Origin of the sequence: Micromonospora sp. WMMD712 (assembly GCF_029581295.1) — a bacterium.
In the GTDB taxonomy this organism is placed as follows: Bacteria; Actinomycetota; Actinomycetes; order Mycobacteriales; family Micromonosporaceae; genus Micromonospora; species Micromonospora carbonacea.
Window position 1 is genome coordinate 5,761,950 of the sequence record NZ_CP120743.1, and the last position, 14,317, is coordinate 5,776,266.

Sequence of the window (14,317 nt, forward strand, 5' to 3'; positions counted from 1 at the left end):
CCCGGGCCCGGGGGCCATTCTCGTCCGGTCCGGTCCGGTCCGGTCCGGTCCGGTCTCGTCCGGTCCGGTCCGGTTCACGGGGAGAGGCGGGCTCCGGTGCGTTTTCTGTTGTCGGCGATCGGGTCACGCGGCGACGTCCAGCCGGTGGTGGCCCTGGCCATGCAGCTCAGGGCCCTCGACCAGGAGGTGCGCCTCTGCGCGCCCCCGGACTTCGCCAAGTGGATCGGGTCCTTCGGGTTTCCCTTCGTGCCGATCGGCCCCGAATGGCGTCGGTCGGCCGCGTCCGTCCGGCAGCCGCCCAGGGCGCCGGCCTCGCCGACCCGGGTCCGGCAGTTGGCGGCCGCCTCCCTCGCCGTGCAGTTCGAGGTGTTCTCGGCGGCGGTCGAGGGCTGCGACGCCGTGGTCGCGGTGACCGCCCTCCAGGTCGCCGCCCGGTCGGTGGCGGAGCTGCACGGCCTGCCCTACGTCTTCGCGACGTGGAGCCCGGCGGTCTTCCCGTCGCCGCACCACCCCCCGCCGCCGTTGCCCCAGTCCGGCCAGGCGCCGGCGCCCGCGACGGCCGACAACGCCGCGCTCTGGGCCGAGAACGCCCGGCACTTCAACGACACGTTCGGGGCCGCCCTCGACGCGCGGCGGGCGGCGGTGGGGCTGCCCCCGGCCGGTGACGTGCGCAGCCACATGTTCACCGACCGGCCGTGGCTGGCCGCCGACCCGGCGCTGGCGCCCTGGCCCGGCCCCGCCGACCTCGACGTCGTGCAGACGGGCGCGTGGATCCTGCCGGACGAGCGGCCCCTGCCCCCGGAGCTGGAGAGCTTCCTGGCGGCCGGCGAGCCGCCCGTCTACTTCGGCTTCGGCAGCATCGCCGTGGACCAGCACCTGACCACGACCCTGGTCCGGGCGGCCCGCGCCCTCGGGCGTCGGGTGCTCGTCTCGCGGGGCTGGGCGTCGCTGGCGGCCGTGGACGGCCAGCCCGACTGCCTGGCCGTCGGCGAGGTCAACCAGCAGGCGCTGTTCCCGCGGGTCGCCGCGGTGGTGCACCACGGCGGCGCGGGCACCACGACCGCCGCCGCCCGGGCCGGCGCGCCGCAGGTCGTCGTCCCGCAGGTGTACGACCAGCACTACTTCGCGCGCCGGGTCGACGCGCTCGGCGTCGGCAGCGCGCACGAGCCCGTCCCGCCCAGCGTGGACTCGCTGGTCGCGGCGCTCACCGTCGCCCTGCGCCCGGAGGTCGCCGACCGGGCCCGGGCGCTGGCCGCCGCCGTCCGCGCCGACGGGGCGGCCACGGCCGCGCAGCGGCTGGTGGCGGCGCACGCGGCGGCCCCACGCTGAGCGACCGGCCCGGGCGCGGCGGCGGCCCGCCAGGGCGGTCAGACCGGACCGGCGGGAGCGTCAGACCCGCCAGATCCACGCGTCGGCGATCCGGGTGGACGGGCCGTAGAGCTGGTCCAGGGTGGCGCGCAGGTCGTCGGCGTGGCGGGTGCCGTCGGCCACCGCGAAGCAGGACGCGCCCCAACGGTCGGCGTCGCGGGCCGCCTGCCGCCGCTCCCGGTCGCCGATCGCCGGCCGCCCGCCCCGCTTCGCCACCTCGCTGAGCAGGTACGACGTGGGGCGCTTCCAGGTGCCCATGGCGGCGGTGCCGCCCTTGCCGTACGGGGCGATGAAGAAGCCCTCGGGCATGGCGAACGCGGCGTCGGCGGCCGTGGCCCAGCGCATCGGCCACGGCTCCTTCGGCGTGGGCAGCGGCACCGGCACCAGCACCCCGCCGGGGCGCACGCACTCCCGCCAGTGGCCGGCCGCGATGAACTCCGGCAGCGCCGGCCGCTCGGCGGTGGGCAGGGGGGCCGGCAGGACCGGCAGCAGCGCGAGCCCGACCGCCGCCGGGACCAGCCGGCGGGCCCGGCCGGTGCCGCGCAGCGCCCGGTCCACGGCCAGCACCAGCAGCGTGCCGGCCAGCGGCAGCACCGCCAGGGCGAATCGCATCGGCAGCGCGCCGTCCACCACGGGCAGGCCCGCCAGCAGGGCGTACGGGCCGGGGATGCTGGTCCGGTCACCGCCGACGACCACGTCCGGGCCGAGCGACAGCGCGCCCATGACCAGCGCCCCGGCCGCGCAGGCGAGCACCAGCGGGCGGCGGCCCAGCCAGACCGCGCAGCCGAGGGTGACCACGAGCAGGGGCCAGCCGAGGAAGGTGTTGTATTCGGCCGGGCCGGTGGTGAGCCGGGCCGCCTCGTCGCTGCCGGCGGCCGACAGCGGGGAGAGCGTCCACCAGCTCGCCAGGTCGGCCGAGAAGTAGTCCGGGCTGAACATGCCGTCGGCGACGCCCTGCGGGCCGGCGAACTGGAACCACAGCGGGTAGCCCAGCACGAGCAGGGCCAGCCCGGCGGCGACCAGCATCCCCCCGGCGAAGCCGGGCAGCGCCCGGCGCAGCAGCGCCCGGTCGGCCAGCGCGTACGCGACGGCCATCACCAGCAGCGTCAGCGCGGTGAGGAAGAGCACCTCCTCGCCGACGAAGACCTGGACGCTGACCACGGCGGCGAGGCCCACGGCGGAGGTGAGCATGCGGCGGCGGTCGGGGCCGCCCCGCCCCGGCCCGCCGTCGTCCCCGTGGTGGCCGCCGCCGTCGGGCGGGGTGCCGCCGGGGCGGCCCACGCGGCCCAGCGGGTCGGCCGCGCGCAGCAGCCGGACCACCAGCCAGACGATCACCGGCACCAGCCACTGGGCGGTCATGTGCAGGTGGCTGTTGGTCTGCGAGACGATGCCCGGCCCGAAGCCGCACAGCCCGGCCCCGAGCGCGGCGGCGAGCGGTCGCGCCCCGAGGAGGCGGGTGAAGAGCAGGTACCAGGCGAGGGCGGTGCCGGCGAGGTTGAGCCCGGCGAGCAGGGCGAAGGTGACCGGCGCGCCGAACAGCAGGGTGACCGGGGCGAAGGCGACGCCGAGCGCGATGACCGTGGTGTTGGCCATCAGGTTCACCCCGTCGGGGGCGTTGAGCCGGTCGGTGAGCAGCCCGAAGTCGCCGAGCAGGGCGCGCGAGTCGACGGCCAGGAACCACTCGTACAGCGTCTGGTCCTCGGGGTTGAGCGCCAGCACCCGGCCGGACGGGTCGGGCCAGAGCCCGTGGGTGAGCCAGCCCGCCAGGGCCGCGAACAGCAGCCCGACGAGCAGGTCGGCCCGGTGCCTGGCGACGGCGGCCCGCAGCCGGGCCCACCGGCCGGCGGCCCGGGTCGGGACGTCGGAACGGACTGCCTGGTCGGGGGCGGCGTCGGGGGCCGTGGGGGCTGCGCTGCTCACGGGTCGACCCTAGTGCGGGAGCGCCGCCGGGGTACGCCGGGTCGTGGCGGACCCGCTACGGTGACACTGCACCGGCGCGTGGGCGACGCGCGGGGCCGCCCAGCCCGGGTGGTGGAACGGCAGACACGGCCGCCTTAAAAGCGGCTGCCGCAAGGCGTGCGGGTTCGACCCCCGCCCCGGGCACGCGCAGCACGGTGACCCGCGCCGGTGGAGGTGCCCGCGCCGGTGCCGGCGAGGGCGTCCCGGCGGGTCTCTCAGCTTCTTCACAGCTCCTGCGCCGGTCGGTGATCTCCACGGCGTCGAGCGGGCCGTCTACCCTGGAAGGGCACGTTCACGTGCGACGACCCCCTGAGGGAGGCCTGACAGTGAAGACTTCGAACCCGGTGCTCGCCCGACTCGGCCAGGCGGCCGAGCGGGAACGGGCCACCGGGTACGCCCCGACCGGGCCCTACGGGCAGCCCGGCTATCCGCAGCAGTACCCGGGCGCGACGGGCTACCCGGCCGCGCCGCCCACCGTGACGCCGATGTCGATCGACGACGTGGTGGTCAAGACCGTCGTGTTGCTGGGCATCCTCGGCGCGTCCGCCGCGGCGGCCTGGGTGCTCGTCCCGGACGCGCTGCTCGGCGTGGCCTGGATCGGCGCGGCGGTCGTGGGCCTGGTCCTGGGTTTGATCATCTCGTTCTCCCGGATGGCGAACCCGGCGCTGGTCATCGCGTACGCCGTCGTCGAGGGCGTCTTCGTCGGCATGGTGAGCAAGGCGTTCAACTCGCTCTACGACGGCATCGTGCTCCAGGCCGTGGTGGCCAGCTTCGGCGTGTTCTTCCTGATGGCCATGCTCTACAAGGCGCGGGTCATCCGGGCCACCCCGAAGTTCGTCCGGGGCATGGTCGCGGCGATGGTCGGCCTGTTCGCGGTCATGTTGATCAACCTGGTGCTGGCGCTGTTCGGCGTCAACACCGGCCTGCGCGACGGCAGCCCGCTGGCCATCGGCTTCAGCCTGGTCTGCATCGTGGTCGCCTCGCTGAGCTTCGTGCTCAGCTTCGCGGAGGTCGAGGAGGGCGTCCGGATGGGGCTGCCCCAGCGCTACTCCTGGACGGCCGCGTTCGGCATCCTGGTCAGCCTGGTCTGGCTCTACATCGAGATCCTGCGCCTGCTGAGCTACTTCCAGGGCGACGACTGACCCTCGTCGCTCGACGGCGCCCGCCCCGCGATCCCGCGGCGGCGGGCGCCGTCGTGTTCCGGCCCGGCCGCCCCGCCCCGGGCGTCCGGCGGCCGCGCCGGGCACGCGGCGACCGCACGGGGCACGCCGGCCCGGCGTCCGTAGACTCGGCGCGGTGAGCGCAGCGGAACTGGGCCGGGCCGTGGAGCTGCTGGTCCGTCAGGTCGGGCACTGGCAGCAGCCGCGCTGGGCGGCCTCGGCCGGCGGCGGCAACGTGCCCCGGGCCGACCTGGTGCACCGGCTCGTGCAGGAGATCGCGAACCTCGCCGCCGACGCCGAGGGACAGCCCCGCCGGGCGGTGCCCCGGCTCGACAACGACCTCGCCCTGCCCGACCAGCTCCGGGTGGTCGCCGCCGACCTGCTGGCGGCGGCCCCGCCCGACGCCGTGCTGACCCGGGCCGCCGCCGAGGTGACGGCGACCCGGTCCGCGCTCTGACGCCCCGCGCCGGCCCCGCGCTCTGACCCCCGACCGCCGGCCCTGGTGGCAGGACCCCCCGCGCGTCGACCCCGCCCGGCCGCCCGTGCGGTCGGCGCGAGCGCCGGGAGGCGACGCGCGGCTCAGCTCAGGCGTTCGAGGACCATGGCCATGCCCTGTCCGCCGCCGACGCACATCGTCTCCAGGCCGATGCTCTTGTCGTGCCAGTCCAGGGCGTTGAGCAGCGTGCCGGTGATCCGTGCGCCGGTCATGCCGAACGGGTGGCCGACGGCGATCGCCCCGCCCATCACGTTCAGCTTCTCCTCGTCGATGCCGAGCTGCCGGTAGGAGGGGATGACCTGGGCGGCGAACGCCTCGTTGATCTCCACCAGGTCGACGTCGTCGATGGTCATCCCGGCGCGGCGCAGGGCCTGCTTCGACGCCTCCACCGGCCCGAGGCCCATGATCTCGGGGGAGAGGGCGGTGACGCCGGTGGAGACGATCCGCGCCAGCGGGGTGAGGCCGAGGTCCCGCGCCCGCTGGGCGCTCATGATCACCACTGCGGCCGCGCCGTCGTTGAGCGGGCAGCAGTTGCCGGCGGTGATCCGACCGTCGGGGCGGAACACCGGCTTGAGCCCGGCGACGCCCTCCAGGGTCACCCCGGGACGGGGGCCGTCGTCGGTGTCGACCACGGTGCCGTCGGGCGTGGTGACCGGGGTGATCTCGCGGGCCCAGAAGCCGTCGGCGATCGCCTTCTCGGCCAGGTTCTGACTGCGCACGCCGAAGGCGTCCATCTCGGCGCGGCTCACGTCGTACGCCTGGGCCAGGTTCTCGGCGGTCTGCCCCATGGCCAGGTAGACGTCGGGCAGCTCCCCGGTGGAGCGGGGGTCGGCCCAGACCTCCGCGCCGCCCTCGGCGCGCCGCGCCGAGCGCTCCCGCGCGGCGGCGAAGCGCGGGTTCTCCCAGCCGCCCCCGACCAGCTCCTGCGCCTGCGGCGGGAGCGCGTCGGAGTTGCCGCGCGCGTAGCGGGAGACGGTCTCCACCCCGGCGGAGACGAACACGTCGCCCTCGCCGGCCCGGATCGCGTGCATGGCCATCCGGGTGGTCTGGAGCGACGAGGCGCAGTAGCGGGTGAGCGTGGCGCCGGGCAGGCCGTCGAGGCCCAGCAGGGTGGCGACCACGCGGGCCATGTTGAAGCCCTGCTCGCCGCCGGGCAGGCCGCACCCGAGGTAGAGGTCGTCGATCTCGGTCGGATCGAGCTGGGGGACCTTGTCCAGGGCGGCCCGGACGATGGTGGCGGCGAGGTCGTCGGGGCGGACGTCGCGCAGGGAACCCTTGTGCGCCCGGCCGATGGGGGAGCGGGCGGTGGCGACGATGACGGCATCGCGGGACGACTCAGTCGGCATGAACCAACGTTAACTTGGCGGTAACCTACCGGGAAGCGGAGCGACCAGCGGGAAATGTCACCCCGGCCCGCCGCGCGCCGGGCGGGCCCGGTCAGTGGCGGGGGGCGACGTCCGCGGCGGCGGCGACGGCCGGGAGCAGGGCGTGCGCCCAGATCCGGTACCCGTCGGCGGACGGGTGGAAGCCGTCGTGGCAGAACGTGCCGGCGTCGGCCCGGAACACCGGGCCGGTCTCGGTGCCCAGGTCGACCACCGTGCCGCCCGCGTCCAGCACGGCCGTCGTCTGCGCGCGGGCGATCCGCCGGCCGGACCAGCCGACCACCTGCCGCAGCGGCGGGGCGATCGCGCGGGCCGCGCCGAGATCCGGGCAGGTGCCGACCACCACCTCGACCTGCGCCTCGCGCAGCCGCCGCACGGCCGACCCGAGGTAGGCCCCGGCCTCGGCCGGGCTGCGCAGCGCGGTGGCGTCGTTGGCGCCGATCAGGACCACCGCCACGTCGGGGCGCGGGCCGAGCAGCGCCCGGGCCACCTGGGTGGCCAGGTCGGTGGAGCGGGAGCCGGACACCCCGACGCTGGACAGGTGCACCCGCCGGCCGGTCGGACCCTCGGCGAGCAGGTTGGCCAACTGGCCACCGACGGTGTCGCCGAGCCGGGCCACCCCGACCCCCAGCGCGGACGAGTCGCCGAGCAGGACCAGCCGCAGCGGCGGCGCGCCGGCCCGGCCGATCGTGGCGCGCAGGGCCAGGCCCAGCTCGGGCTGGGCGTACGGGCGGTTGCGGGCCAGGAACGCCTCGCCGGCCAGGACGGCCGCCCCGCCGATCGTCCCGGCGACCAGGGACATCGCCGCCGCCCGGCCCAGCCGGACGGCGAGCTCCGCGCCGAGCCCCCGGTCACCGCCACCGCGCCTGCCGCCGTGCTCGGTCATGGCCGTCCTTCCAGTGTGGGTGAGTCGGCTGCCGGGCCGGCCTGCGGCACCGCGCCGACGCCGAAGAAGGCCCGCCGGCGCAGCTGCGCCCACCGCCCGCCCGGCCCGCGGTCGCGGCCCCGGACCTGGGTGGCGCTGACCTCCGTGCCGGCGTGCCGGGCCGCCTCCTGGGCCGCTTCCGGCAGCGACCGGACACCCTCGCCCCGGGCGAGGCCGGCGCGGCGCTCCGACACCCCGCCGAGCGCGGAGAGCACCGTCGGCAGCAGCGCGGCGGCGGCCACCGCATACCCCTCCGCGGAGGGATGGAACCGGTCCCAGGCGAACATCCGGGTCGGCTCGGCGACGAACCGGGGGCCGAGCAGGTCGCCGAGGGAGACCGTCCAGCCGCCCGCCTCGACCACCGCCACCGTCTGGGCGGCGGCGAGCTGTCGGCTCCACCGCCGGGCCAGCCAGCGCAGCGGCGGCTGGATCGGCTGGATGGCACCGAGGTCGGGGCAGGTGCCGACCACCACCTCGCAGCCGACCCCGCGCAGCGCGCGGACCGCGTCGACCAGGTAGCGCACCGCCAGGGCCGGCGGGGTGCGGTTGGTGACGTCGTTGCCGCCGATCAGGATCACCGCGACGTCGGGCGACACCTCCAGCGCGGCCTCCACCTGCGGCTTCAGGCCCGAGGAGATGGCGCCCACCACGGCGAACCGGTGCAGCCGCACCGGCCGGTGCAGCCGGCGGGACAGCCCGGTGGCCAGCAACGAACCCGGCGTCTCCCGGCGGCGGTGCACGCCGTAGCCGGCGGCGGAGGAGTCGCCGAGGACGACCATGGTCAGCGGCGGGCCGGGGAGCTTCGCGCCGTAGACGCCGTCGCAGCGCGGCGGGGGCGCCTCGGCCATCGGGATGGTGCGCCGGGCCTGCCGGGCCTGGCCGAGCAGGACCCCGGTCGTCGCCGCGGCCGCCGCGGCGGTGGCGCCCGTGCCGATCGCCGCGACGCGGGCCAGCCGCCGCGCCCGCTGCCAGCGCGGGCCGGGCTGCCAGCGCGCGGCGGACCGCCCGCGCGGACCGGCCGGTGCGATTGAACCAGCGACCCCCATGCACCGACATTATCGCGCCGGTACGACACGCCGCTGTCGTCGTACTGCCCGGTTTCTGGCTGGGAGGCGACTGTTGCGGGTACCCCTTGCGGGGACACGGCACGCTGTGGAGTCGGAAGGGGCGTGGAGATGGGGAAGACACTGAAGCGCGGCGCGGCGTTCGCGGCGCTGGCCCGGGCGCTGACCGCCGGGGCGCGGGGCGGCCCGTCGCTGGGGGCCCGGCTGGCGGCGCTGCCCCGGATGATCCGGGCCACCACCCGCGGCGAGTACGACGGCGGCCTCCGGCTGGCCCTGATGACCGCGGCGACGGCGTACATCGTCTCGCCGATCGACCTGCTCCCGGAGATCCCGCTGGCGGTCTTCGGCCTGGCCGACGACGCGGTGATGGTGACCTGGCTGGCTGGCGCGGTGCTCGCGGAGACCGAGCGGTTCCTGGAGTGGGAGGTCCGCCGGGCCTCCGTCATCCCGGGCCATGTGGTGCCCTGACGGGACGTACCCTGGGCGTCGAATCAACGTCTGCCCGGCCGCCGTCGCCGGCGCCGCAACGAAGGGCACAACGAGGTGCACTACTACGACAACGTCGTCGAGATGATCGGCAACACCCCGCTGGTGCGGCTGCGCAACGTGACCGAGGGCATCCGGGCCACCGTGCTGGCGAAGGTGGAATACCTCAACCCGGGCGGCTCGGTGAAGGACCGCATCGCGCTGCGCATGGTCGAGGACGCCGAGGCCGCCGGCATCCTGCGGCCCGGCGGCACGATCGTCGAGCCGACCAGCGGCAACACCGGCGTCGGCCTGGCCCTGGTGGCGCAGCTCAAGGGCTACCGGTGCGTGTTCGTCTGCCCCGACAAGGTCAGCCAGGACAAGCAGGACGTGCTGCGGGCGTACGGCGCGGAGGTGGTGGTCTGCCCGACCGCCGTCGCGCCGGAGGACCCGCGCTCCTACTACAACGTCTCCGACCGGCTGGCCCGGGAGATCCCCGGCGCGTGGAAGCCCGACCAGTACAGCAACCCGGCCAACCCGCGCTCGCACTACGAGACCACCGGCCCCGAGCTGTGGAAGCAGACCGACGGCCGGCTGACCCACTTCGTCGCCGGGGTGGGCACGGGCGGCACCATCTCCGGCATCGGTCGCTACCTGAAGGAGGCCTCCGACGGCCGGGTGCAGATCGTGGGGGCGGACCCGGAGGGCTCCGTCTACTCCGGCGGCACCGGCCGTCCCTACCTGGTGGAGGGCGTCGGCGAGGACTTCTGGCCCACCACCTACGACCGGGACGTCGCCGACCGGATCGTGGAGGTCTCCGACAAGGCGTCGTTCGAGATGACCCGGCGGCTGGCCCGCGAGGAGGGGCTGCTGGTCGGCGGGTCCTGCGGGATGGCCGTGGTCGCCGCGCTGGAGGTGGCCCGCGACGCCGGCCCGGACGACGTGATCGTGGTGCTGCTGCCCGACAGCGGCAAGGGCTACCTGTCGAAGATCTTCAACGACGCGTGGATGGCCCGGTACGGCTTCCTCGACAACTCCGGCACCGAGCCGACCGTCGCCGACGCCCTCGCGGGCAAGCCCGGCGGGCTGCCCGAGCTGGTGCACGTGCACCCCACCGAGACGGTCCGCGACGCCATCGACTACATGCGCGAGTACGGCGTCTCCCAGCTCCCGGTGCTCAAGGCCGAGCCGCCCGTGGTCACCGGCGAGGTGGCCGGCTCGGTCGCCGAGAAGGACCTGCTCGACGCCCTGTTCACCGGCCAGGCGCACCTGCACGACACCATCGAGCGGCACACCGCCGACCCGCTGCCGATGATCGGCGGCGGCCAGCCGGTCAGCGAGGCGGTCGCCCTGCTGGAGAAGTCCGACGCGGCGCTGGTGCTGGTCGACGGCAAGCCCAAGGGCGTGCTCACCCGGCAGGACCTGCTGGCCCACCTCGGCGCCCGCTGACCCTGCAAGGAAGGGCACCTTGTTAACGCTTTCGGTAGAGGAAGGGCCCCTTATTAACGCCGCCGCCGATCACGCGCGACGCCTCGGCTGAGCCGAAGTCCGCGTGACCGGTGGGCGGCGCGGCCTCAGACATCACCGCTGCGCTGTTCGCCCTGCGCGGGCAGGACCATGTCGAGCCACCCCAGGTGCCGCAGCTCCATGTCCGGGTCGGGTGGCAGGCCGCGCCGCTGACGCTCCTCGACCCCCAGGCGGTACCAGTCACCCATGTACGCCACGAGCAGTTCGCCCCGGCCGGCGAACTCCACGAGAGTCGACAACTGCCGCTCGAAGCACGGCCACGGCTCGCCGCAGACGAAGCACGGGCCGCCCGCGTACCTCGGTGGGTGTGCGGCCATCACCGCTCCCGCGTCTCGGGCCCCGGGCGGGCCGTCGGGCCGTCGATGATGGCCTGCACCCGGACCATCACGACGCGCTCGCGCCACGGCGTTCCGTCGGGGCGCAGCTCCAGCCCTTCGAGCCGCACCCACCGCGACGCCAGGAAGTTCGCGTACCGGGGAACGTGGGTGACCCGCAGCGACAGCACCGTCTGCCCGATGCAGTAGTCGCACGGTTGGAGGGTGAGCACGTCGCCGGCGGTGACCAGCGGGTGCACTCTCGACGCCTGTCCCCGTTCAGGGCTCATTTCCTTCCCCTCCTCGTGGTGTAGGTGGGGGTCGCCAGCTCGCGGAAGGGCCGGGCGACCCCCGGCGCAGAACTCGCCTCCGCCTCAGGGCCGAAAGCGAATCCGCGTGGTGACAGTCTGGTGAGGGTGCCGTTACTCTCGATACGCGCTCGCCCGGTCCGCGCAGGTCAGCGGCCTGACCGGGCGGGCGTGCGGGACACGCCGACGAGGACGAGCCGAAACTGGGGGATGGGTGGGCACTGCCACGACTTACGTGCTCGGGGAGCTGCGACTGTTCCGAGCGTCGCTCGGGACCAGCCAGGAAGAGTTCGGCCGGGCCATCGGCTACTCCGGCTCGCATGTCAGCTCCGTCGAGACGGGGGGACGCCCGCCGACGAAGGAGTACATGAAGGCGGTCGACGACCACTACCAGCTCGGCGACCGCTTCGGCCGGATGCTCCGCGAGCTGGCCAAACTGGACGCCGACCCGGTCTGGCTGCGCGAATGGATCGAGTTCGAGCGCGAGGCGACCACGCTGCGGTGGTTCGAGCTGTCGTACCTCCCGGGCCTGCTCCAAACCGAGCGGTACGCGCGGGCGACGCTGGCGGGCGGGCGGTTCACCGCCGACGAGGTGGAGCGGATCGTCGCGTCCAGGCTCAACCGGCAGGAGATCCTGGAGCGCGAGCGCCCGCCGCAGCTCATCGCCGTGGTGGACGAGAGCGTGCTGCGCCGGCCCGTGCTCGATCAGCCGGGGCTCATGGCGGAACAGCTCGACCACCTTGCCGAACAGTCGACGCGGGAGCACGTCCAGGTGCACGTCGTGCCGGTCGACGCCGGCATGTACCTGGGGCTGGCCGGTCAGTTCATCATCGCCGAGCTGCCCGACGGCGCGCGGGTGGCGCACGCGGACAACCAGCTCAACGCGAAGACTGTCGATGCGCCCGCCGACGTTGCTAGGCTCGCGAGGACGTGGGAGATCGTGCGGAACGAGGCGCTTTCCCGCCGGCAGTCCATCGAACTGATCAAGGAGGTGGCCAAGTCATGGAGCCGATGACGACCCCACAGTGGCGGAAGTCGACCAGGTCCGGCGGCAACGGCGGGTCCTGCGTCGAGGTCGCGGACAACCTGCCGGGCGTCGTGCTGGTGCGCGACACCAAGGACCGCGACGGCGGCACCCTCCGCTTCACCCCCGGCACCTGGCAGTCCTTCGTCGACCTGGCGAAGATGAGCAGCCCGCTGGGCTGATCCCCCCGAACGCCGCCGAAGGTCCCCAGCGTGAAGCTGGGGACCTTCTCCGTTCGGGGAGGACGGCCGCCGCGGCGACCCCTCAGCCGAACTGCCAGCCGATCAGGTTCCACTGCCAGCAGAACCAGGCCAGGGCCCCGACCCCGGCCAGCAGCACCCCCTGGTGGACGCGTGCCGCGACGGATGCCTCACGCCAGCCGGTGATCGCGGTGCCGGCGGCACCGAGCCCCAGCGCGAACACCACGATCGGTACGACGAGCAGGGCGCGCAGGCCCGCCGGCGCGCCGGGCAGAAACGTGCTGGTACTGCCGGACAGGGCGGTTGCCAGCCCGGCCAGGAACCCGAGCCCCAGCACCATCGCCAGGGCCGCCAACCCGCGCGACAGCCGCCACGAAGGTGCGCCGTCGGCACGGCCACGTACCCGGCGTACCACCGAGGCACCTGGCACCACCAGCGCACTGAGCGCCACGACCACGAATCCGGCCAGCACCGCGAGGTTGACCGGCAACGTCTGCGCGCCACTGATCTGCTCGAACGCGGCCCCGTCGGTCATCACGTACCGGCCCCCGTCCACGACCACCAGACGGTCGTCGCCGGCCCGGTAGGAACCGTCACCCTGGGGCGTCCACGTCTTTTCCCTGAACCGGAGCGCTCCGGCGTCGGTCACCGTCAGACGCGCCGGATCGAGCAATGTGAGCAGTTTCTCGATGCCGGTGACGTTACGCCGGGCCGGGGCGTAGAAGCCCGCCTGCGGCACCACGGCGCGCTGCGACCCGGACACCGCCGGCGGCGATCCGGGCGCGAACCGGTCGAGGAACCCGTGAACGACCTCGTTCAGCGCGCCGGCCCCCTCCAGCGAGTTGACCGACAGGAAGAGCCCCAGCCGGCAGTCCGGCACCAGCACCAGCACGCTTTCAAAACCCTCCCAGTCGCCGCCGTGCATGAGCACCCGATGCCCGTTGAGCACCCGGTCCATGAAGCCGTGCGCGTACCCACCGACCCGGGGATCCGCGGGAAACGACCGGGTCCGCATGAGCGCGGCCGTCTGCGGCTTCAGGATGCCTTCGCCCCGGCCGAGCTGCGCGATCATGAACTTCGCCAGGTCCGATGCCGTCGCGCTGATCGAGCCGTCCGGCGTGAGCTGGTCGAACATGAACGGCACCGGCGCGCCACCCTCGCCGTAGCTCTTCGCGAGGTCGGGGGCCAGCGCCGCGGGCAACGGCTCGGACGCGGTGCTGTGCGTCATGCCCAGCGGCGTCAGCAGATGCCGCTGCACGTAGGCGTCCCACGGCTCACCGCTGACCTGCGTCACGAGATAACCGGCCAGTGCCGCCCCGTAGTTCGAATACGCCGGCACCACTGCGGGCGGCCGGATCCGCGCCGGGACGTTCTTCGCCAGGTACTCGCCCAGCGGCACGACGCCGTCGGCGGTGCGGGCGCCGGTGCCGATGAGGCGATCCTCGAAACCCGCGGTGTGGTCGATCAGGTCACGCAGCCGGATCGGCTGCGGGTAGGTCTGCGGGATCTGGAACGTGGTGAGGTACGAGTTCACGTCCGCGTCCAGGTCCAGTCGACCGGCTTCGACCTGCTGCATCACCGCCGTCGCCGTAAACAACTTCGTGATCGACGCGATACGTACGAGGGTCCGCTCCGGATCCATCCCGGTGCCGGCAGCCACGTCGGCGTGACCGAAGCCGTGGGCGTATGCGACGTCTGTACCGGAGACCACCGACACGACCGCTCCCGGCGTCCCCGTCCTACGCAACTGTTCCGGCATCACGGACTCGAAGTACGCGGAGGCCGCGCTCGTGGTCGGTGCGGCACAACGGGGCGGGGCTGCGTACGCGGGGGCGGCCCACACCACGCCCGCCACGCCCGCAACCAATGCCCCCAACACGCCCGCCACCAACCCCAGCCCCACCACGCCCGCCACCAGCGCCTGCACCGTGCCGGCACCGCCCTGCGGTCTTCGCCGGGCCGGCTGTTGCCGCCGGGGGAGTGTTCCGCCAGGCGCGGACGGTGGGGTCGAGTCGCTTCGAAGACGCACAGGTCCTCCTTCTCCGGGGGCAGGGCGCAGCCAGTGTCGCGGTCGGCCCGAGCCGGGCGCATCGCCGCGCGGTCGAGGCCGGACCGCGATCAAAGT

General features: G+C 74.6%; 14 protein-coding genes and 1 tRNA gene. 8 read left to right on the top strand and 7 right to left on the bottom strand.

Going from position 1 to position 14,317, the window contains the following annotated elements:
- The first annotated feature begins 96 nt into the window (after positions 1-96).
- Complete coding sequence (locus O7633_RS25230; protein WP_282324148.1) at positions 97-1,329, top strand: glycosyltransferase; 1,233 nt, start codon at positions 97-99, stop codon at positions 1,327-1,329.
- A gap of 60 nt (positions 1,330-1,389) precedes the next feature.
- Here O7633_RS25230 and O7633_RS25235 read toward each other — a convergent pair whose 3' ends face one another.
- A complete protein-coding gene (locus tag O7633_RS25235) occupies positions 1,390-3,288 on the bottom strand; it encodes a hypothetical protein (protein ID WP_282324149.1) in 1,899 nt (632 codons plus the stop codon).
- A gap of 102 nt (positions 3,289-3,390) precedes the next feature.
- Here O7633_RS25235 and O7633_RS25240 point away from each other — a divergent pair.
- From O7633_RS25240 to O7633_RS25250, 3 genes are all read left to right on the top strand, one after another.
- Positions 3,391-3,471: transfer RNA gene (locus tag O7633_RS25240), tRNA-Leu, on the top strand.
- A gap of 182 nt (positions 3,472-3,653) precedes the next feature.
- Positions 3,654-4,469, top strand: a complete 816-nt coding sequence (locus tag O7633_RS25245; RefSeq protein WP_043961937.1) for a Bax inhibitor-1/YccA family protein — start codon at positions 3,654-3,656, stop codon at positions 4,467-4,469.
- Positions 4,470-4,623: 154 nt separating this feature from the next.
- A complete protein-coding gene (locus tag O7633_RS25250) occupies positions 4,624-4,944 on the top strand; it encodes a hypothetical protein (protein WP_282324151.1) in 321 nt (106 codons plus the stop codon).
- Between the two features lie 122 nt (positions 4,945-5,066).
- Here the strand turns inward: O7633_RS25250 and O7633_RS25255 are convergent, their stop codons facing one another.
- The 3 genes from O7633_RS25255 to O7633_RS25265 all read right to left on the bottom strand — a co-directional run bounded on the left by O7633_RS25255 (position 5,067) and on the right by O7633_RS25265 (position 8,336).
- Complete coding sequence (locus O7633_RS25255; RefSeq protein ID WP_178063416.1) at positions 5,067-6,329, bottom strand: acetyl-CoA C-acetyltransferase; 1,263 nt, start codon at positions 6,327-6,329, stop codon at positions 5,067-5,069.
- Between the two features lie 91 nt (positions 6,330-6,420).
- Positions 6,421-7,167 (bottom strand): SGNH/GDSL hydrolase family protein, encoded by a 747-nt coding sequence (locus tag O7633_RS25260; protein WP_282328643.1) that lies wholly within the window; start codon positions 7,165-7,167, stop codon positions 6,421-6,423.
- A gap of 80 nt (positions 7,168-7,247) precedes the next feature.
- The gene (locus O7633_RS25265; RefSeq protein ID WP_282324152.1) at positions 7,248-8,336 is read right to left on the bottom strand and encodes an SGNH/GDSL hydrolase family protein; all 1,089 of its coding nucleotides are present in this window, start codon (positions 8,334-8,336) and stop codon (positions 7,248-7,250) included.
- 129 nt (positions 8,337-8,465) lie between these two features.
- Between O7633_RS25265 and O7633_RS25270 the strand changes: the two genes are divergently transcribed.
- Both O7633_RS25270 and O7633_RS25275 read left to right on the top strand, forming a co-directional pair.
- A complete protein-coding gene (locus tag O7633_RS25270) occupies positions 8,466-8,822 on the top strand; it encodes a YkvA family protein (protein ID WP_043963969.1) in 357 nt (118 codons plus the stop codon).
- Between the two features lie 75 nt (positions 8,823-8,897).
- Positions 8,898-10,268, top strand: a complete 1,371-nt coding sequence (locus tag O7633_RS25275) for a cystathionine beta-synthase (protein ID WP_074476650.1) — start codon at positions 8,898-8,900, stop codon at positions 10,266-10,268.
- A 125-nt stretch (positions 10,269-10,393) separates the two neighbouring features.
- On the opposite strand, the gene O7633_RS25280 is transcribed toward O7633_RS25275, so the two are convergent.
- Positions 10,394-10,663 carry a hypothetical protein gene (locus O7633_RS25280; protein WP_278132116.1) on the bottom strand — a complete coding sequence of 90 codons (270 nt, stop codon included), beginning with the start codon at positions 10,661-10,663 and terminating at the stop codon, positions 10,394-10,396.
- Complete coding sequence (locus tag O7633_RS25285) at positions 10,663-10,950, bottom strand: hypothetical protein (protein WP_278132117.1); 288 nt, start codon at positions 10,948-10,950, stop codon at positions 10,663-10,665. The genes O7633_RS25280 and O7633_RS25285 overlap by 1 nt, the downstream gene beginning before the upstream one ends.
- A 232-nt stretch (positions 10,951-11,182) precedes the next feature.
- Between O7633_RS25285 and O7633_RS25290 the strand changes: the two genes are divergently transcribed.
- Positions 11,183-11,983 (top strand): helix-turn-helix transcriptional regulator, encoded by an 801-nt coding sequence (locus O7633_RS25290; protein ID WP_282324154.1) that lies wholly within the window; start codon positions 11,183-11,185, stop codon positions 11,981-11,983.
- Complete coding sequence (locus tag O7633_RS25295) at positions 11,980-12,174, top strand: DUF397 domain-containing protein (RefSeq protein WP_282328644.1); 195 nt, start codon at positions 11,980-11,982, stop codon at positions 12,172-12,174. Before O7633_RS25290 ends, O7633_RS25295 begins: the two co-directional genes overlap by 4 nt.
- Before the next feature lie 82 nt (positions 12,175-12,256).
- On the opposite strand, the gene O7633_RS25300 is transcribed toward O7633_RS25295, so the two are convergent.
- Positions 12,257-14,314 (bottom strand): serine hydrolase domain-containing protein, encoded by a 2,058-nt coding sequence (locus O7633_RS25300; RefSeq protein ID WP_282324155.1) that lies wholly within the window; start codon positions 14,312-14,314, stop codon positions 12,257-12,259.
- Positions 14,315-14,317 lie beyond the last annotated feature (3 nt).